Genomic DNA, 17,644 nt, shown 5'->3' on the forward strand with positions numbered 1-17,644 from the left:
AACGATGCGGTTCGAGCACCTCGGGGCGCAGCCCCGCATCCACCCCACGGCTGTCATCGCGCCCAGCGCGGTGATTTCAGGTGATGTCACGATCGGGGCGAATTCCCAGGTCCTGCACGGCGCCGTCATTACGGCCGAAGGCGGCCCCATCACGATAGGCGAAAACGTCATCGTCATGGAGAACGCGCTGATCCGTGCCAGCGCGACGGATGCCGTGCACATTGGCCACCACGTGCTGGTCGGGCCGATGGCGAGCATCTCGGGCGCGTCGATCGCCGACGAAGTGTTTCTCGCCACAGGCACGCGCGTGTTCAACGGCGCGCGGATCGGGGAGCGAGCCGAAGTTCGCATCAATGCCGTCGTGCACCTGCGGACAGTCCTTCCCGCGGGGGCGGTCGTTCCGATCGGGTGGATCGCCGTCGGAAATCCGGCGCAGCTGTACTCACCCGACCGGCACGACGAGATCTGGGAAGCGCAGAAAGACCTCGACTTCCCGGGCTACGTGTTCGGGCTCGACCGCGAGACGCCGGATCTGATGGTCCAGCTCACGGAGCGCTACGGCCGGAGTCTCGCGCGGCACGCCGACGACGTTCGCCTCGACTGAGCGGTCAGTCCCAGTTCACGCCACATTCGCGGCACAGAAACACCACGGCATCCTGTGTCTCGACATCGTCGTGAAGTTCGGCCCGGCGATCGAACGCGATGGCAAACCAAGCCACGTCGTCGACGCGAACGTCATCGGTGCCGCACAGCGGGCAAGTCTCGACGGTCGTGATAGCCATGCCCAGACGCTAACCCTGCCCACCGACACCGCTGGCAGCGACGCGCGATCCGCGCAGGATCACCCGGTGTTCTGCAGTCCCGCCGCGACCCCGCTCACCGAGAGCAGCAGAAGGCGCTGCTGATCGGGGTCCGCGGGGGCATCGGATGCCGCGGCATCCCTAAGCCCGCGCAGCGCTCGCAGCTGAAGCAGCGACAGCGCATCGACATAGGGGCTACGGAGCTTCACCGCACGCTGCAGCACCGGCTTGTTGGCAAGCACCTCGTCGCCCCCGGTGAGCCTCACGACCCACGAGCGGGTCAGCGTCATCTCGTCGAGGACGAGGCCTGCCAGGTCGTCGCGGTCGCCGAGTTCGAGATAGCGGCGCGCGATCCGCGGGTCTGTCTTGGCAAGGCTCATGCCGACGTTGTCGATCATGGTCCTAAAGAGCGGCCATTGCTCGTAAGCCTCGCGCAGCAGGTCTTCGTCGCCGACGGCGTCAAGCGCGGTGCCCAGGCCGAACCATCCGGCGAGGTTGATGCGCGCCTGCGCCCAGGCGAACACCCACGGGATGGCGCGCAGGTCCGCGAGGGACTCGACCGACAGGCCGCGGCGTGCTGGCCGAGAGCCGAGCGCGAGCAGCCCGATCTCTTCCATCGGGGTGACCTGGGCGAACCACGGCGCAAACCCCGGGGCCTTCACGAGGTCGAAGAAGCGCTGGCGGGATGTCGCATCCAGCGTTGCCGCGACGTCGGCGAACTTCCGCGCAGCGCCCGAGTTGCGCCGCTCGATCGAGGGTGCGGATGCCAGCAGCACAGCTGCAGCTACCTGATCGATGTGGCGCATCGCTATCTCGGGGTCGCCGTAGCGAGCGAAGATCACCTCGCCCTGCTCCGTGAGCTTGAACCGGCCATCGACCGAGTGCGGCGGCTGCGCGAGGATCGCGGAGTTCGCGGGGCCGCCTCCGCGGCCGAGCGCACCGCCACGACCGTGGAAGAGCGTGAGCTCGATTCCCTCGTCCTTCGCCCAGGCGGCGATGTCGGCCTGCGCCTCATAGAGCGCGAGTGTCGCGGCGACCGGCCCGACATCCTTCGACGAGTCCGAGTAGCCGAGCATGACCTCCAGGCGCCGACCCGTGCGCTCCAGCCTGTCCGCGAACTCGGGATGGTGCACGATCTCCGCAAGGATGCCCGGTGCAGCCTGCAGGTCAGCGAAGGTCTCGAACAGCGGGATCACATCGAGCACCGGCATCCGTCCGTCCTCGCCGACCGCGTGGCGCGCGAGGCGATGGACGTTCGCGAGATCTTCGGCGGACTGGGTGAACGACACGATGTAGCGGCCCGCCGCTGCCGGACCGTAGCGTTCCTGCAGGAACGCGATCGTGCGGAAGACCTCGAGCACCTCGTCGGCCTGCTCCGAAAGCTCGCCGGTCGAACCGGCAGCCGCATCGAGCTCGGCCAGCACCTTCGCGTGCACAGCCGAGTGCTGCCGCACTTCGAGCTCCGCGAGGTGGAAACCGTAGGTCTCGACCTGCCAGATCAGCTGCTGCAGGTGACCGTAGGCCTGCCTGGCAGCCCCCGCTGCGACGAGCGAGTCCTGCACGGTGCGCAGGTCGGCGAGGAACTCGCTCGGCTCGCGGTACGCGAGGTCGGCATCCCGCAGCCGCGTTGCGTCGATCTTGCGCGCGAGCATCAACAGGATGCGGCGGTGCGGCTCGTTCGGCGACCGCTTCGCGATCTCGGTAGCTGCCTCTTCGTCTGCAGCCTTCAGCCGCTTCCACAGGGTCACCAGTGCGTCGGACGGTGGCGTGGTCTCGGCATCCAGGGTGAGGGTTCGCCCGATGCGCTGCGTCGTGCGCTCGAGCCCCAGCAGGATGTGCTCGGCGGCGATGCCAGCGGCCTTGCGGGTCACGGATGCCGTCACGAACGGGTTACCGTCGCGGTCGCCGCCGACCCACGAGCCCACGCGCACGAAGGGGGCGACGAGCGGTGCGCGACCACCCGCGTTCGTGCCCTGCAGCATGTCATCGAGGCGCCGATACACGGCGGGGACCACGGTGTAGAGCGTCTCGTCGAAGATCGCCATGACCGAGCGCACTTCGTCGACCGGCGACGGCTTCTCAGGTCGCAGCGGGGCTGTGCGCCACAGGGTGTCGATCTCTTCGACCATCCGCCGTTCCAGGCGCGCCGGGTCGTTGCCGTCGCGCAGGCGGTCGTCGTGCTCCTGCAGCAGCCCCGCGAGGCGACGGATGCTGGAAGAAATCGCCCGGCGACGCGCCTCGGTGGGGTGCGCCGTGAAGACGGGGTGGAAGCGCAGCGCCTGCAGGCGGGCGAGCGCGGTATCCTCACCGACTTCGTCTGCGAGGCGCGCGTACGCGGCCTCGATCGAGTCGGCTGCGCCCTCGCTGTCGGGGCGGCCGTCGCGCTCGCGCAGGATCCGCACTCGCTGGTGCTCTTCGACGAGGTTCACGAGGTGGAAGTACGCCGTGAACGCGCGGGCCACCTCATGTGCACGCTCGATGGAGAATGACTCGGCAACCTCGGTGGCATGCGCGAAAGCCTCGGGCGTCTCATCCGTGTAGGCCTGGATGGTCGCAAGGCGCAGGCGCTCGACATCCTCGAACAGCCCCGGCGACCCGCTCTCGCGGAGCACTTCACCGAGGAGCGAGCCGAGCAGGCGCACATCGGCGCGCATCTGCTCGGGTATCTCCTGACCCGCTTCGTATCGGCCGACGAGGTCGATGGCTTCGGTCCGGGTCAGTTCATACATGGATTCCACCGTATCGGCCAGGTGTTTCATCAAGGTGACGTGTGACGAGTCGTGACGGGTGCGACCCGAGTCGGCTTCGAGGTGCATCGGGCCCCGCCGGTAGGATAGGGGGCGGAGAGCCGGGAAGTCTGGTCGGCGTCGGCTGCCGCATCCCCCGAAAGGACTCCATGTCGTTGCTTCGCTCTGCGCGTTTTCCCGCCATCATGCTGCTGGTTGCTGCTGCCGCGGGACTCATCATCGCGAACTCCCCGATCGGCCACAGTGTGCAGGAACTGCAGCACACCTACGTCGGCATCCCGGGCGTCTTCGAGCTCTCGGTGGGTCACTGGATTGCTGATGGACTTCTTGCGTTGTTCTTCTTCGTCGTCGCCGTGGAGCTGCAATTCGAGCTGACCAACGGACAGCTCAACTCGGCGCGCAAGGCGCTGCAGCCGGCGATCGCCGCGGCGGGCGGCGTGATCGTGCCGATCGCGGTCTACCTCGCGTTCGCGTGGGGCACGGAGTCAGCCGACGGATGGCCGATCCCGACAGCCACCGATATCGCCTTTGCCCTCGGCGTCCTCGCGGTCTTCGGCAAAGGTCTGCCCTCGGGCGTGCGGATCTTTTTGCTCGCGCTCGCGATCCTCGACGACATCGTCGGCATCATCTTCATCGCGGTGCTCTTCACCGACGGCGTCAACATCGCTCTCCTTGCCGCTGCGGCAGTGCTCGTCGTGATCTTCGGGTACCTGAGCCGCAAGCTCGATACCCGGGCGCGCGCCGCCCTCATCCCGATCCTTCTGCTGCTTGCCGCGGGCACGTGGGTTCTGGTCTACCTGTCGGGTGTTCACGCCACGATCGCCGGCGTCGCGCTGGGCCTTGCGATGGCCCAGCAGCCCGCGCTTCACACGCGGCACGCCATGGAGCCGTGGGTCAACGTCATCGTGCTCCCGCTGTTCGCCTTCTCGTCGGCACTCGTCATCATCCCGGCCGTCTCGATCGAAGAACTCACGCCGGCCTTCTACGGCATCCTGATCGCGCTGCCGGTCGGAAAGATCCTCGGCATTTCGCTGTTCGGGTGGATCTCGCAACGTGTTGCGCACGACCCCGCGATGCCGCGGTTGCCGCTTGCTGACCTCATCGCCGCCGGCGCGCTCGGGGGCATCGGCTTCACAGTGTCGCTGCTGCTGTCTGAACTCGCATTCGAAGGCAACGACCTCCTCACCGACGAGGCTGTCCTGGGTGTGCTCTCCGGCTCGTTGATCTCGGTGATCATCGCCGGCATCCTGGTGTCGACGCGCGCTCGCCACTACCGGCGGCGGGCAAGTTCGGTCAGTGATCCGAGCGAAGCAGCGACGTCATGACCGACCCGGCCGAGCCGACCTCAGCGGACCCGCTGCGCCGGGCTGCCGACACGATGCGAGCGGTGCGCGACAGGTGTGTGTGGACCCAGCAGATCGATCACCGGGCGCTCGTGCCCTACCTCGTCGAGGAGAGCGCCGAATTGATCGATGCGGTGGAGGTCGGGACACGGGCCGACCTGCGGGAGGAGCTGGGCGACCTGCTGTGGCAGGTGCTGTTCCACGCCGAGATCGCTTCGCGTGACAGCGATGACCCGTTCGACATCGATGATGTAGCCCGCACCCTCACCGACAAGATGGTGCGCCGGCATCCGCACGTTTTCGCCGGCGAAACTGCCGAGACGCCCGAGCAGGTGTTGGTGCTGTGGAACGCCGCCAAAGCCGAAGAGAAGCGCGCTCGCACGAGCGTCTTGGATGGCGTGAGCGAACGGATGCCGACACTCGCGCTCGCGCAGAAACTGGTGGGAAAGGCCGGGTCGCTGCCCGCACTGACATCACCGCGACTCGGTGGTGGCGCCGACGCGACACCGCCGGCGACTCCTGCGTCCGAAGATGAGCTCGGCGACGCGCTCCTCGCCCTCGTCTCGACCGCCCGGGATCACGGCTGGGATGCCGAGCGCGCACTGCGCCAACGACTGCGCACGCTCGCGGGGGAGATCCGGGCTGCCGAAGCGGAGCCTGCCGACCTGGAAGAATAGGCCGGTGCCACCCGTCACCCCGCCGCGCGGCATGCGCGATTTCCTCCCCGCCGACAAGGCTCGCCGAGAGCGCGTGCTCGCCGTCATCCGACAGCGCTACCGCGCCCACGGCTTCGACGAGATCGAGACTCCGGTCGTCGAAGACTACGAGCGGCTGCACGCCGGTATCGGTGGTGACAACGAGAAGCTCGCCTACAACGTCCTTCGTCGCGGACTGGATGCCGACGGCATCCGGGCGGCAGCCGACGACCCCGCAGCGCTCTCGGACCTCGGCCTGCGGTACGACCTGACGGTGCCGCTTGCACGCTTCTACGCGAGCCACCGGGCCGAGCTTCCGGGCGTGTTCCGTGCCGTGCAGATCGCGCCGGTCTGGCGTGCCGAAAGGCCTCAGAAGGGTCGATACCGGCAGTTCGTGCAGTGCGACATCGACATCATCGGCGATCCTTCGTCGCGCGCCGAAGCCGAACTCATCACCGCCACCCTCGACGCGCTGGACGCGCTGGGGCTCGAGGGCGGCATTGTGCGCGTGAACGATCGTCGTCTGTTGGATGCGATGCTCGATCACTTCGGCTTTCCCCAAGCAGAGCGTCCGGGCGTGCTCATCACGATCGACAAGCTCGACAAGATCGGTGCGGTGGGTGTGGCGACCGAACTGCGTGAACGCTCGGCGGCGCCCGAAGCGGTCGACGCCCTCGCGGAATTCTTGGCTCGGGAAAAGGGCACCGTGAGCGGCTTCGACGAGGAGCAGATCCGTGCAGCGCTGCCCGACGGGCTCGAGGGAGAGGCCATCGGCGCCCTCGCCGCGATCGGCGATGCAGTCGCGGTTGCCCGCGGGGGAGAGGCTCCGCTGGTGTTCGATCCGTTCCTCGTGCGCGGCATGGGCTATTACACCGGCACGATCTTCGAGATCGCCCACCCGCTGGTGTCCTACTCGCTCGGTGGCGGGGGCCGCTACGACGGCATGATCGGCCGGTTCCTCGGCCAGGACGTTCCCGCCGTCGGGTTCTCGCTCGGCTTCGAACGGCTCGTCGACCTCGTCGCGGACGCAGCCGATGACGACATTGACGCCGTCGTGCTCGTTCACGACCGGGAGGTCGAGCTCGCTGAGCTCGTCGCGCTGAAGTCAGCGCTCGTGGCCCGGGGAAGTCGCGTGCGCCTCGAGCAGCGCCCGAAGAACCTCAAGCCGCTGCTGGATCGCGCGACCGCCGACGGGTACACCCACTTCGCGGCAGTCCGCCCGGGAGCGACCATCGACACCCTCGAGCTCAAGCAGCTCGGCTGATCCGTTTACCGCTCGTTCGTTCACCGGCGCGTCAGCGGCGATTCAGATCGAGCGGCTCAAATCGCACCATGAGCCGGATCACGACCGGGGCGCTGTGGGCAGCGGCGGTGGTGGGCGCCGCGGCGACGACGGCCCTTGCCGCGCGCGCGTTGCTCGATCGCCAGGCCGCGCAGGCCCGGCGACTCATCGGCAAACCGCTCGGTGAGGACGCGCTCGAGGCCGATCGGGTGTGGCGCCGAAAGCTCGAGGGTGACCCGATCGAGCTTCTCGTGCTGGGTGACTCGATCGCCGCGGGTCTCGGCGCGCAACGGCGCAAAGAGACGCTCGGCGCACGTCTGGCGATCGGACTGGCGAAGAAGGCGAAGCGCCCCGTGAGGCTGCGCACTGCGGCGGTCGTCGGCTCGGAGTCTTCGGCCTTGGGAGCCCAGCTCGACGAGCTCGCCGATGACTATCGGCCGGATGTCGCAGTCATCGTGGTCGGCGGCAACGACATCACGCACCGCGTCGCGGTATCCACATCCGTGCGCCACCTTGTCGCGGCGATCGAACGGCTGCGCGGACGGGGTACGCAGGTCGTGGTGGGAAGCTGCCCAGACCTCGGCGCGCTGCGGCCGGTGCCGCAACCCCTGCGATCGCTGGGGTCGAGGATGTCGCGCCAGCTCGCCGACGCGCAGGAGGAGGCCGCGGTCGGCGCCGGCGCCTACGCCGTGTCGCTCCGTCACGCGGTCGGACCGTTCTTCATCTCGCAGCCCGATGAGATGTTCAGCCTGGACCGCTTCCACCCGAGCCCGCTCGGCTATCGGCGCACTGCCGAGGCCCTCCTTCCGGCGGTCGCGGGTTCCTTGGGCTATGGGAGAACGAGCGCAGCGACCCGCCATCCGCGAATCCAGGGAGTGCCTTCGAATTGAGGCACGACCGTCGATCATCTTTTGTAATTGTTCTATTGCAACTAGAATAAAAGAGTGCTGATTCGCATCGACCCCTCGCGAGACGTTCCCCTCTGGGAACAAATCGCCGCGTCCGTCCGGAGCGCGGTCGCGGGAGGTCGCCTGCGAGCGGGTGACCGGCTCCCCTCCGCGCGCGAGGTCGCGGACGCGCTGGATCTCAACCTGCACACCGCGCTTCACGCCTACCAACACCTGCGAGACGAAGGTGTCATCGATCTGCGCCGCGGCCGCGGCGCCGTCGTAACGGATGCCGCCGCCGCGCTTCGCGAGCTTCACGACGACGTTCTGGCCCTCGCCCAGCGGGCTCGCGATCTTGGAATCGCTCCGGGAGCGCTCGCTTCTCTTCTTGTGGATGCGAATGCCCGCACCCCCGACGGCGTGATCGGCGGGCCCGACAACCTGGCGAGCGACTCGCGCGACGCTTACCGCCCATCCGAAGAGGAGACCTCATGACCGACAACTCCGCCGCGCTCGCGCGTGCGCGTCGCGCATTCCTGTGGCTGGGTATCGCCCTGCCGCTCGTCCTGACGGCCGTCGCCGTCGGAGTGCAGGTCGAGGCGTTGCCATCCTTGCCCGACCCGGTCGCGATCCATTGGAATGCCGCCGGGGAGGCCGACGGGTTCGCGCCCCCGTGGGTCGTGCCGCTGTTCAGCGCAGGCTTCGGCATCCTGCTCACGGCACTCCTTGGAGTCTTCGCGCTCCTGGGGACGCGTGAGGGCGAGTGGGGGCCGACGATGCGCTTCCTCGGCACGATGACGCCTGCAGTGGTCGGGGCGATCCTCGTCCTGACCACCTGGGCAACGCTGGCGCAGCGCGGGCTGGTGACCGGCGAGGCAGCGCCGGGCGTCCTGCCCGCACTTCTGGCCGGCGGTGTCGCCGGGGTCGTCCTCGGCGTTCTCGCGTGGTTCTTGCAGCCGGCGGTGACTGTCAGCGGCGGGACCGTCGCAGTCGCCGACGATGGCCATGTGCCCACCTTCGCACCGGGAGAGCGCGTCGTGTGGATGCGTAGCGTCACGATGTCCCGGCTCGGGATGGTCATCCTCCTCGGACTCGGAATCCTTCTCCTGGGTGGTGCGGTGTTCGACGCTCTTGCTGGGGGATCAGCCTGGCCCATTCTGCTCTCGGTTGCTCTTGTGGTGGGGCTCGCGATCACCGCGACCGGCCTCTTCCGGGTGCGGGTCGACGACTCCGGCGTGCGGGTGATCAGCTATCTCGGTGTTCCGCGCTTCCACGTTCCGCTGACCGAGATCGCTGCCGTGCGCGCCATCCTCGTCAACCCGCTGGCGGACTTCGGCGGGTGGGGCGTGCGCACCGCGCTGGACGGCCGGACGGGCGTCGTTCTGCGTCGCGGCGAGGCGCTCGAGATCGCCAAGAGAAGCGGGCGCGTGTTTGTCGTGACCGTCGATGACGCCGCAACGGCTGCGGCGGCGATTGAGGGCCTTCGCGCCCGTGAGGAGGCAAAGAACTGACCAACGACCAGCAGGCCACCCGGGTCGCCACGAGTGCCGCTACTGGCCAATTCCGGCGCCAGCCACCACTCGCACCAGAGCGAACCCGTTGACCTCGCCCCCTCCGGCGCGGTTGTCTGGCGATATGACAGTGCCAACTCCGGATGCGTGGACGCGTGTCGATCACTACCTGACAGAGACTCTTGTCGAGCAGGATGCTGCGCTCGAGGCGGCACTTGCCGATCAGAGCAGCGCTGGGCTGCCGGCGATCGAGGTAGCCCCCGTGAACGCCAAGTTCCTGCACCTGCTCGCAAGAATCGCCGGCGCCCGCCGGGTGCTTGAGGTCGGCACGCTCGGTGGGTACTCGACGATCTGGCTGGCCCGCGCGCTTCCCGCTGGGGGGAGGGTGATTACGATCGAGGCGGAACCGGTCAACGCGTCGATCGCGCGCGCCAACCTCGATCGAGCGGGCGTCGGAGATCGCGTTGAGGTCCGCGTCGGGAAGGCCGCTGACGTCTTGCCGGCCCTGGGGGAGGGCGACCCGTTCGACCTCGTCTTCATCGACGCGGACAAGGAGTCCAACACGCTCTACCTCGACTGGGCTGCGCGCCTCGGGCGTCCGGGAACCGTTGTCGTCGTCGACAACATCGGCCGATCCGGCCAGGTCGCCGATCCGCTCGACACGACCAGCCAGGTCGTCGGTACCCGGCGCGGACTCGAGATGCTCCGCGATGATCCGCGGTTCGATGCGACTGCCCTGCAGACCCTCGACCGCAAGGGATGGGATGGGATCGCGCTCGCGGTGGTGGTCTGAGCTTTTCTCCGCCCAGCGGGCCTGTGGCGCAGCATCCGTCGTCACTAGACTCGATGTCGGACCGACGACGCTCCGACACAACCCTCCCAAACAAGGAGTCCTTTCGTGGCATTGATTGAGGCTGTAGGCGCGCGCGAGATTCTCGATTCGCGCGGCAACCCGACCGTCGAGGTGGAAGTCCTCCTCGAAGACGGCACCGTTCAGCGGGCGGCCGTCCCGTCCGGTGCATCCACCGGCGCATTCGAGGCGTATGAACTGCGTGACGGCGACAAGAGCCGGTACGGCGGCAAGGGCGTGCTCAAGGCCGTCGCTGCCGTCATCGACGAACTCGGCCCCGCGCTTGAGGGCGTGGATGCCAGCGAGCAGCGCATCGTCGATGAGATCCTCATCGAGACCGATGGCACCGACAACAAGTCGCGCTGCGGCGCGAACGCGATCCTCGGCGTGAGCCTGGCCGTCGCCAAGGCCGCGGCCGACAGCGCCGATCTCCCGCTGTTCCGCTACCTCGGCGGACCCAACGCGCACGTGCTGCCCGTTCCGCTGTTCAACGTCATCAACGGTGGCGAGCACGCCGACAACGGCATCGACTTCCAGGAGTTCTTCCTCGCACCCATCGGCGCTGAGACCTACGCCGAGTCGCTGCGCTGGGGCACCGAGACCTACCACGTCCTCAAGGGCGAGCTGAAGGCTGCGGGCTTCTCGACCGGCCTCGGTGACGAGGGTGGTTTCGCCCCCGACCTGCCCAGCAACCGCGAGGGCCTGGACTTCCTCATGAAGGCGATCGAGAAGGCCGGCTTCACCCCCGGCAAAGACATCGCCGTGGGTCTGGATGTCGCTGCCACCGAGTTCTTCTCCGACGGTGTCTACACCGTCGAGGGCAAGCCGTGGACGGCAGCTGAGCTGACCGACTACTTCGCGGACCTCGTCGCGAACTACCCGATCGTCACGATCGAGGACGCGCTCGCCGAGGACGACTGGGACGCGTGGAAGGCTCTCACCGACGCGATCGGCTCGAAGGTGCAGCTGGTCGGTGACGACCTGTTCGTGACCAACCCGAGCCGCCTGCAGCGCGGCATCGACCTGGGTGTTGCCAACGCGCTGCTGGTGAAGGTCAACCAGATCGGCACGCTCTCCGAGACCCTGGATGCCGTGGCTCTTGCCACCTCCAACGGCTACCGTTCGATGCTGTCGCACCGCTCGGGCGAGACCGAAGACACCACGATCGCCGACCTGGCGGTCGCCGTGAACTGCGGTCAGATCAAGACCGGTGCGCCTGCCCGCAGCGAGCGTGTCGCGAAATACAATCAGCTTCTGCGCATCGAAGAAGAACTCGGCGACGCGGCGGTCTTCGCCGGTCGCGGTGCCTTCCCGCGATTCAAGGGCTGATGCGCTCGAACTGACCTGACGAGAGGGGAGCCGCGATGACGAATCCGGCTCCCCCTTCTCGTTCCCGCGGTGCTCGCTCGGCGCGCCGCGTCGACGTGCGGGGCTGGCTCGGCGGCATCCGGCTCTCGGGTTTCATGGTGATCATGCTGGGCCTCGTCGTTCTCGCGGCCTTCGTCCTGGTTCCGACCGTGGGCACCTACCTCGAGCAGAGGCAGCGGATCGCGGCACTCGAACAGGCTGTGCAGGTAACTCAGGACGAGATCGCAGCTCTCGAGACCGAGAAAGACCGGTGGCAGGACCCGGCCTACATCACGACGCAGGCTCGGGAGCGGCTCTATTACGTGCGCCCCGGTGAGGTCGTGTATCTCGTCGACGATGATCTTCCCGACTCGGCGATACCCGCAGAGCAGGCGCCCGTGAGCGATGAGGTCGTGCAAACCACGACCGACTGGATGTCGCAGCTCGTGCGCTCGGTGACCGCGGCGGGGCTCGCGAAGACCGCCGCGCTTCCGGTCATCGGGATCCCCGATCCTGAGCCGACTCCCTCGGAGTCGACAGTCGCGCCGTGACCGGCGCTCGGGTCCGGAAAGCAGCAACTGCCTGACGAGTCTGCGTCGCCGCAGGACACGCAGCCGAACTTCAGGAGCTCATCGGTAGCCTGGAGAGGTGTCCAGGCCTCCGTTCGCTCCCGTTACCGAGGCTGAACTCGCCGTTCTGCGCGAGCAGCTGGGTCGCCCGGCTCGAGGAGTGCTCGGGATCGCCGCGCGCTGCGCCTGCGGAAACCCGACGGTTGTCGCCACCGCCCCGCGACTTCCCGACGGCACGCCGTTTCCGACGTTCTATTACCTGACGCATCCGGGTGCGACGGCGGCGATGTCGGCGCTGGAGGCCGACCACACCATGCGTGAGCTCGCCGATCAGCTGGAGGCAGATGAGGAGGTCGCGGCGGCCTACCGTCTCGCGCACCAGAGCTATCTCGAGGACCGCGCCCAGTATGGCGACCCCGAGGAGATCGCGGGCATCTCGGCGGGCGGCATGCCGACACGCGTGAAGTGTCTGCACGCTGTGCTGGCGCACTCGCTTGCCGCGGGGCCGGGGGTGAACCCGATCGGGGACCGGGCGCTGGCGCTGGCGGATTGGTCGCCGGAACGATGCGTGTGCGCTGACCCGGGAGCTGCCATCCGCACCGTCGACGCGGTTTCCGAGGAGCCGGCGTGAGTCCTGCGATGACGGAGCGCCGCAGTCGCCCCCTTGGGCGGCTGGCGGCCGTCACGCTCGCTGTCGTCGGCATCATCGCGCTGCCCGGTTTCACCGTTCCCCCCTCGCCGTCGCCGTCTGAGGCCGACCCGCTCCGGGCGGCCGAGTACTGGCTCGACGATTACGGCATCCGGGACGCCTGGAAAACCTCCACGGGCGCAGGCGTGAAGATCGCCATCATCGACACCGGAATCGGCAAAGGACCCCCGGAGTTCTCGGGAGTTGTCGGCGGCACGGATGTCTCTGGCCTCGGGTCGCCGGACGGTCGCACGCCCGTGGGAGCGCGAGACCCCGATCACGGCAGCTGGGTCGCGTCCCTCGCCGCCTCCCGCGGAACGAGCCCGGAGACGGGCATGATCGGTGTGGCACCGGATGCCGAACTCCTCTCGATCTCAGTCGGATTCGGCGTGTCGGCATCCGTACCCTTCACGGAGCAAATCGCCCAGGCGATCTATTGGGCTGTCGACAATGGCGCCGACATCATCAACCTGTCGTTCACGACGAATACCCCGGACTGGGATCGCAGCTGGGACGACGCATTCATGTATGCCTTCGAACACGATGTCGTGGTCGTCGCGGCCGCCGGAAACCGGGGGAGCGGGACGGGAGTCGTCGGTGCCCCGGCAACGATCCCCGGTGTTCTCGTGGTCGGCGGAGTGGATCCGCAGGGGCGCGCAAGCCTGGACGCCTCGACGCAGGGCATCACGATCGCTGTCGTTGCGCCGAGCGAGAAGCTCCTGGGCGTCTCTGCCGACGGCACCGTGGTCGAATGGCCCGGCACCAGTGGTGCTGCCCCGATTGTGGCGGGTATTGCCGCACTCGTGCGTTCCGCCTATCCCGACATGGATGCCGACAATGTCATCAATCACATCATCCGCACCGCGACCCCGCCCGCCGGAGTGACGGAGCTTCCCGATCCGCTCTACGGGTACGGCCTGGTGGATGCGCAGGCCGCGGTGACGGCATCCGTACCCGCGGTCAGCGAGAACCCCCTGGGGAGCCTCGCGGAGTGGATCACCATCTACCGTCGGGCAAATCTCGTGCCCGATCCCGAGCCGACAGTTCCCCCCGCCGCAGTCGAACCCCTCCCTCCCGTGGAGCAGCAGGCTGCGGCCTCGCCGCTGCTGCCGAGTACCGAGTCACTGCTGTATGGGACTGTTCCGCTGACGGCGGGCACGGTCGCGGCTATACTGGTGGCGCTCGGCGTCACCGCTGCTGTCCGACGCGTCCGATTGGCGTCCCGCGCCCCCCGCCGCTGAAACATCTCAGGAGTTCTCCCATCGTGAGCAACACCACGCCCAGGATCCTTATTGTCGGCGGAGGGTATGCCGGCTTTTACACGGCCTGGAAACTCGAGAAGCACCTTCGCCGCGGCGAAGCACAGGTGACGATCGTCGACCCGCTTCCGTACATGACCTACCAACCGTTCCTTCCCGAGGTCGCTGCGGGCTCGATCGAGGCTCGCCACTCGGTGGTGTCGCTGCGTCGTCACCTCAAGCGCACGCGCGTCGTGACGGCCAAGATCACCGGAATCGACCACGCCAACAAGGTAGCGACGGTTACTCCGGCCCTCGGTGAGCCGTGGCAGGAAGAGTACGACCAGATCGTGGTCACCGCGGGCGCCGTCTCGCGCACCTTCCCGATCCCCGGGATCGCCGACAACGCCATGGGGCTGAAGACGATCGAAGAGGCCGTCGCGATCCGCGACAAGCTCTTCTCGAACTTTGACAAGGCAGCGACTCTTCCCCCCGGACCCGAGCGGGAGCGCCTGCTCACCGTCGTCGTCGTGGGTGGTGGGTTCGCGGGCATCGAGGTCTTCGCCGAGCTTCGCTCCATCGCATCCGCTCTGCTCAAGAAGTACCCCGAGCTGAGCTTCGACGAGACCCACTTCCACCTCATCGAGGCGATGGGCCGGATCATGCCCGAGGTCTCGCTCGAGACTAGCAAGTGGGTCATGAAGTCACTCGGTGAGCGCGGTGCAGCAGTCCACCTCGACACGCAGGTCACCGGAGCGGTCGGCGGCAACGTCGAGCTCTCCACCGGGGAGGTCATCCCGAGCGATCTGATCGTCTGGACCGCCGGTGTCATGGCAAACCCGACAGTCGTGCGGGGCAGCGACCTGCCCGTCGAGGAACGTGGCCGCATCCGTACCCGCGCCGACCTTCGCGTCGGCAGCGAGGATGAGATCGTCGAGGGTGCCTGGGCCGCCGGTGACGTTGCGGCGGTGCCCGACCTCACGGGCGGTGGCGTCGGCGGGTACTGCGTTCCGAACGCGCAGCACGCCGTGCGTCAGGCCAAGCTCATGGCCAAGAACATCACCGCGGTCCTGCGCGGCGAGCTTCCCGTCGAGTACGTGCACAAGAACCTCGGCGCCGTCGCGGGTCTTGGTCTGTACAACGGTGTATTCCAGTCGGGCAAGCTTGCGCTCAAGGGCTTCATCGCCTGGCTTGCGCACCGCGGCTACCACGGCCTGGCGATGCCGTCGTGGGAGCGCAAGTGGCGGGTCATCTGGGGTTGGTGGAACAACCTCTGGCTCGGCCGTGACATCGTGAACCTGTCGACCGTGCAGCACCCGCGGTACGTGTTCGAGGAGTTTGCGGCGCGTCCGAAGCCGAAGCCGGCCGAGTCGGAGCCTGAGAAGGTCGCCGCGAAGTCCTGACACTGTCGGTCGCGGGCGCCCCTGCGGGTAGCGTGGGATCGCTGATCACGGCGCGCCCCCGTAGCCCAATGGCAGAGGCAGGCGACTTAAAATCGCTCAAGTGTGGGTTCGAGTCCCACCGGGGGTACACGGCACCGTGCCGCGCGCAGCGCGGCGGGGTGCCGTGTCGCTTTGGTGGGCGAGAAGCCCACTCGGGCCCACGCCGCCGGAGGCTCTGCGCGCTGCGCAGCGGCGCGTGGAGTGGCGGTGGGGCGGGGTTCGAGAGCCACACTGGGGGTGTGCGGGTGTGTCACTCGTTGCGGGTGATGCGGGCGGCCGCTCCCGGGGCGATGTGGTGGAGGGTGGTCAGGATCCGTGCACGACCGATGACGATCTCGTCCTTGCCGCGCTCGATCGCCTGGGCCGCTTGCTGGGCGGCATCCTCGGGCGATATCTTGCCGCTCCCGCGGCCGCGGGTCATATCGGTATCCACAAGCGGGAGCATGATGCGAATCGAGCTCAACTGGGGGTGGCTCTTAGCCCACTGGTAGCGAAGCGACAGGGCGAATGCGGCGAGTCCCGCCTTGGCGGCGCAGTAGGCGGGCGCGGACTGTTTGGGCGCAAAGCCGAGCGTGCTCGTGATGAAGGCGACCCCAGCGCATGACTGTTCTTCGAGATGAGGGCGCGCGAGGGCGGTCAGGGCGAGCGGTGCCTCCAAATCGACTCGGATCTCGCGGAGCGAGGCCTGCTCGGCCTGCGCGGATGTGTCCGCGTCGAACCGGATGCCGGTTTGCGTCGCTGCGTTGTTCACGAGGAGCGTCAATCCACCGAGGTGATCAGCGGCGGTCTCGATGAGACGTCGCCGGTCACCGGGATCTTCGACGTCCGCGACGATCCCGGTGAGTCCGTGCGCGTTCGCCGCGGCGACGGCTTCGACGGATCGTCCGCAGACCGCGACGAGGGCGCCCGTGCTCTGCATCCGGCGCGCCAGGGCCCATCCGAACCCGCGGGTGCCGCCCGTTATCAGCACACGCTCAGTGAGCGCGGTCGGCGCGCTCACGCAGCACCGGCGCCTGTCTCTGCGGCGCGGTAGCCGTCCTCGATCCCCACGAGAATCTGGTCGACGCGGAAGTACGGCTCGGAGAAGAAGGAGGTGTCGCGGAGCTTCTCGAAGAGAAGATTCCAGTCCGCAAGGTCGGTCACGTGGGCGATGAGGATGTCGGACGACGCGGCGGAGTAGGACTCCACGTCGATCCACTGGGTGTGGATTCGGGGGTGCGCCGCGAACGCGGTGAGCAGTTCGTCGGCACGGACGGCGGCGCGTCGTTCGTGGGGGAGGCGGAGCCAGGAGGGTGATCGGATGCTCATTCACCACTTCGGCTCGAAGCAGGAGCTGCTCACCCAGGCGCTCGCGGCAAGCGCGCCCCGTGTGCCCCCGTTCGACACCAGCGCGCGCCTCGACGACACCATCCTCGGCATATGGCACGCCATGGCCGAGGGGAGTCAACGAGCCCGCGTCATGCTGACGCTCGAAGTGATGGCGCTTGCCGTTCACGACGAGACACTCCGACCTCTCGCTCTGGCAACGACCACGGAGTGGCTCGACCGCGTTACGGAAGCACTTGAGCGCCACCCGGCCTACAGTGGTGATCCGCGTGAGGGCGCCACCCTCCTCGTCAGCGGACTGAAGGGGTTCGCTCTCGATCTCTACGTGACGGGAGACACTGCGCGCGTGGAGTCGGCCGTGCGGCGGCTCGCTCGAGCGCTCGTCGACCTCTAGTGGCGTGTGGATGGCTGCCGCATGGGTTCGAATGCTTCACTCGCTCGATTGGCATGACCATGCGATCTCGCGCTCGAACTGGCCCGTGCGTGAAATGGCCGCACCTGCTCCGTTCCCGCCAGCGCGACCGCGAGATCGTCGCGGTCTGCGGGCAGGAATCCCAGGCTTTGCCAGAACGGTCCCGAGCGGCGGCTGAAGAGCCACGCGCGCCGCACCCCCTCCTGCGAGGCTTGGTGGAGGGCGAACCGCGCCGCTTCCGCGCCTCGGCCACCAGACCGGAGGCGCGGAGTGACCGCGACGCTCCGGATGAGTACGTGAACACCGTCGGCGCTCAGTTCGTACCCGGCGCTTGCGACGATGGCGCCGGTGGGGTCGCGCTCGATCCACAGCCGCGCGGTCGGCGAGTCCAGCCCGCTCGCGGTGAGATCCACGCGGCCGAGAAACTCCTCGAGGTCGTGGATATCGCCCACCTGACATGGCTCGAGTCTCACGTGCCAAGTCAATCACCGATGGGCCGCGCGGGCG

Annotated in this window: 19 protein-coding genes and 1 tRNA gene; 15 read left to right on the forward strand and 5 right to left on the reverse strand. The window is 67.9% G+C overall.

Annotation, left to right across the window (positions count from 1 at the left end; genetic code table 11):
- The first annotated feature begins 4 nt into the window (after positions 1–4).
- A complete protein-coding gene (locus LL236_RS01450; RefSeq protein ID WP_228177014.1) occupies positions 5–604 on the forward strand; it encodes a gamma carbonic anhydrase family protein in 600 nt (199 codons plus the stop codon).
- Between the two features lie 4 nt (positions 605–608).
- On the opposite strand, the gene LL236_RS01455 is transcribed toward LL236_RS01450, so the two are convergent.
- The gene (locus LL236_RS01455) at positions 609–782 is read right to left on the reverse strand and encodes a hypothetical protein (RefSeq protein ID WP_228177015.1); all 174 of its coding nucleotides are present in this window, start codon (positions 780–782) and stop codon (positions 609–611) included.
- Positions 783–841: 59 nt separating this feature from the next.
- The gene (locus LL236_RS01460) at positions 842–3,529 is read right to left on the reverse strand and encodes a phosphoenolpyruvate carboxylase (RefSeq protein WP_228177016.1); all 2,688 of its coding nucleotides are present in this window, start codon (positions 3,527–3,529) and stop codon (positions 842–844) included.
- 167 nt (positions 3,530–3,696) lie between these two features.
- Here LL236_RS01460 and nhaA point away from each other — a divergent pair, with 167 nt between their 5' ends.
- The 13 genes from nhaA (at position 3,697) to LL236_RS01525 (ending at position 15,487) form a co-directional block, all read left to right on the forward strand.
- On the forward strand, positions 3,697–4,872 hold the full coding sequence (nhaA, locus tag LL236_RS01465) for a Na+/H+ antiporter NhaA (protein WP_228177017.1): 1,176 nt from the start codon (positions 3,697–3,699) through the stop codon (positions 4,870–4,872).
- The gene (locus tag LL236_RS01470) at positions 4,869–5,567 is read left to right on the forward strand and encodes a MazG nucleotide pyrophosphohydrolase domain-containing protein (RefSeq protein ID WP_228177018.1); all 699 of its coding nucleotides are present in this window, start codon (positions 4,869–4,871) and stop codon (positions 5,565–5,567) included. Before nhaA ends, LL236_RS01470 begins: the two co-directional genes overlap by 4 nt.
- Positions 5,568–5,598: 31 nt before the next feature.
- Positions 5,599–6,849 carry a histidine--tRNA ligase gene (hisS, locus tag LL236_RS01475; protein WP_228177180.1) on the forward strand — a complete coding sequence of 417 codons (1,251 nt, stop codon included), beginning with the start codon at positions 5,599–5,601 and terminating at the stop codon, positions 6,847–6,849.
- Between the two features lie 68 nt (positions 6,850–6,917).
- Positions 6,918–7,757 (forward strand): SGNH/GDSL hydrolase family protein, encoded by an 840-nt coding sequence (locus LL236_RS01480; RefSeq protein ID WP_228177019.1) that lies wholly within the window; start codon positions 6,918–6,920, stop codon positions 7,755–7,757.
- Positions 7,758–7,811: 54 nt separating this feature from the next.
- Positions 7,812–8,249, forward strand: a complete 438-nt coding sequence (locus LL236_RS01485) for a GntR family transcriptional regulator (RefSeq protein WP_228177020.1) — start codon at positions 7,812–7,814, stop codon at positions 8,247–8,249.
- Positions 8,246–9,265, forward strand: coding sequence for a DUF1648 domain-containing protein (locus LL236_RS01490; protein ID WP_228177021.1), 1,020 nt, complete (start codon positions 8,246–8,248; stop codon positions 9,263–9,265). The genes LL236_RS01485 and LL236_RS01490 overlap by 4 nt, the downstream gene beginning before the upstream one ends.
- Before the next feature lie 124 nt (positions 9,266–9,389).
- Positions 9,390–10,058 (forward strand): O-methyltransferase, encoded by a 669-nt coding sequence (locus LL236_RS01495; protein ID WP_228177022.1) that lies wholly within the window; start codon positions 9,390–9,392, stop codon positions 10,056–10,058.
- 105 nt (positions 10,059–10,163) lie between these two features.
- Positions 10,164–11,444 (forward strand): phosphopyruvate hydratase, encoded by a 1,281-nt coding sequence (gene eno, locus LL236_RS01500; RefSeq protein WP_228177023.1) that lies wholly within the window; start codon positions 10,164–10,166, stop codon positions 11,442–11,444.
- A 35-nt stretch (positions 11,445–11,479) separates the two neighbouring features.
- Entirely contained in the window at positions 11,480–12,013 is a 534-nt protein-coding gene (locus tag LL236_RS01505; protein WP_228177024.1) for an FtsB family cell division protein, read from the forward strand.
- Between the two features lie 97 nt (positions 12,014–12,110).
- Positions 12,111–12,662 (forward strand): DUF501 domain-containing protein, encoded by a 552-nt coding sequence (locus tag LL236_RS01510; RefSeq protein WP_228177025.1) that lies wholly within the window; start codon positions 12,111–12,113, stop codon positions 12,660–12,662.
- Positions 12,663–12,670: 8 nt separating this feature from the next.
- Complete coding sequence (locus LL236_RS01515; RefSeq protein ID WP_267189447.1) at positions 12,671–13,960, forward strand: S8 family peptidase; 1,290 nt, start codon at positions 12,671–12,673, stop codon at positions 13,958–13,960.
- A gap of 23 nt (positions 13,961–13,983) precedes the next feature.
- Positions 13,984–15,360 (forward strand): NAD(P)/FAD-dependent oxidoreductase, encoded by a 1,377-nt coding sequence (locus LL236_RS01520; RefSeq protein WP_228177027.1) that lies wholly within the window; start codon positions 13,984–13,986, stop codon positions 15,358–15,360.
- A 54-nt stretch (positions 15,361–15,414) separates the two neighbouring features.
- Positions 15,415–15,487, forward strand: a tRNA-Leu gene (locus LL236_RS01525).
- 162 nt (positions 15,488–15,649) lie between these two features.
- Here the strand turns inward: LL236_RS01525 and LL236_RS01530 are convergent.
- Positions 15,650–16,399 carry an SDR family NAD(P)-dependent oxidoreductase gene (locus LL236_RS01530; protein WP_228177028.1) on the reverse strand — a complete coding sequence of 250 codons (750 nt, stop codon included), beginning with the start codon at positions 16,397–16,399 and terminating at the stop codon, positions 15,650–15,652.
- A complete protein-coding gene (locus tag LL236_RS01535) occupies positions 16,396–16,707 on the reverse strand; it encodes a darcynin family protein (RefSeq protein ID WP_228177029.1) in 312 nt (103 codons plus the stop codon). Before LL236_RS01535 ends, LL236_RS01530 begins: the two co-directional genes overlap by 4 nt.
- Here LL236_RS01535 and LL236_RS01540 point away from each other — a divergent pair.
- The gene (locus LL236_RS01540; protein WP_228177030.1) at positions 16,700–17,119 is read left to right on the forward strand and encodes a hypothetical protein; all 420 of its coding nucleotides are present in this window, start codon (positions 16,700–16,702) and stop codon (positions 17,117–17,119) included. The genes LL236_RS01535 and LL236_RS01540 overlap by 8 nt on opposite strands.
- On the opposite strand, the gene LL236_RS01545 is transcribed toward LL236_RS01540, so the two are convergent.
- Positions 17,116–17,610, reverse strand: a complete 495-nt coding sequence (locus LL236_RS01545; protein ID WP_308017234.1) for a GNAT family N-acetyltransferase — start codon at positions 17,608–17,610, stop codon at positions 17,116–17,118. The genes LL236_RS01540 and LL236_RS01545 overlap by 4 nt on opposite strands.
- Positions 17,611–17,644: the final 34 nt, after the last annotated feature.

Source organism: Microbacterium schleiferi, assembly GCF_020781975.1.
In the GTDB taxonomy this organism is placed as follows: domain Bacteria; phylum Actinomycetota; class Actinomycetes; order Actinomycetales; family Microbacteriaceae; genus Microbacterium.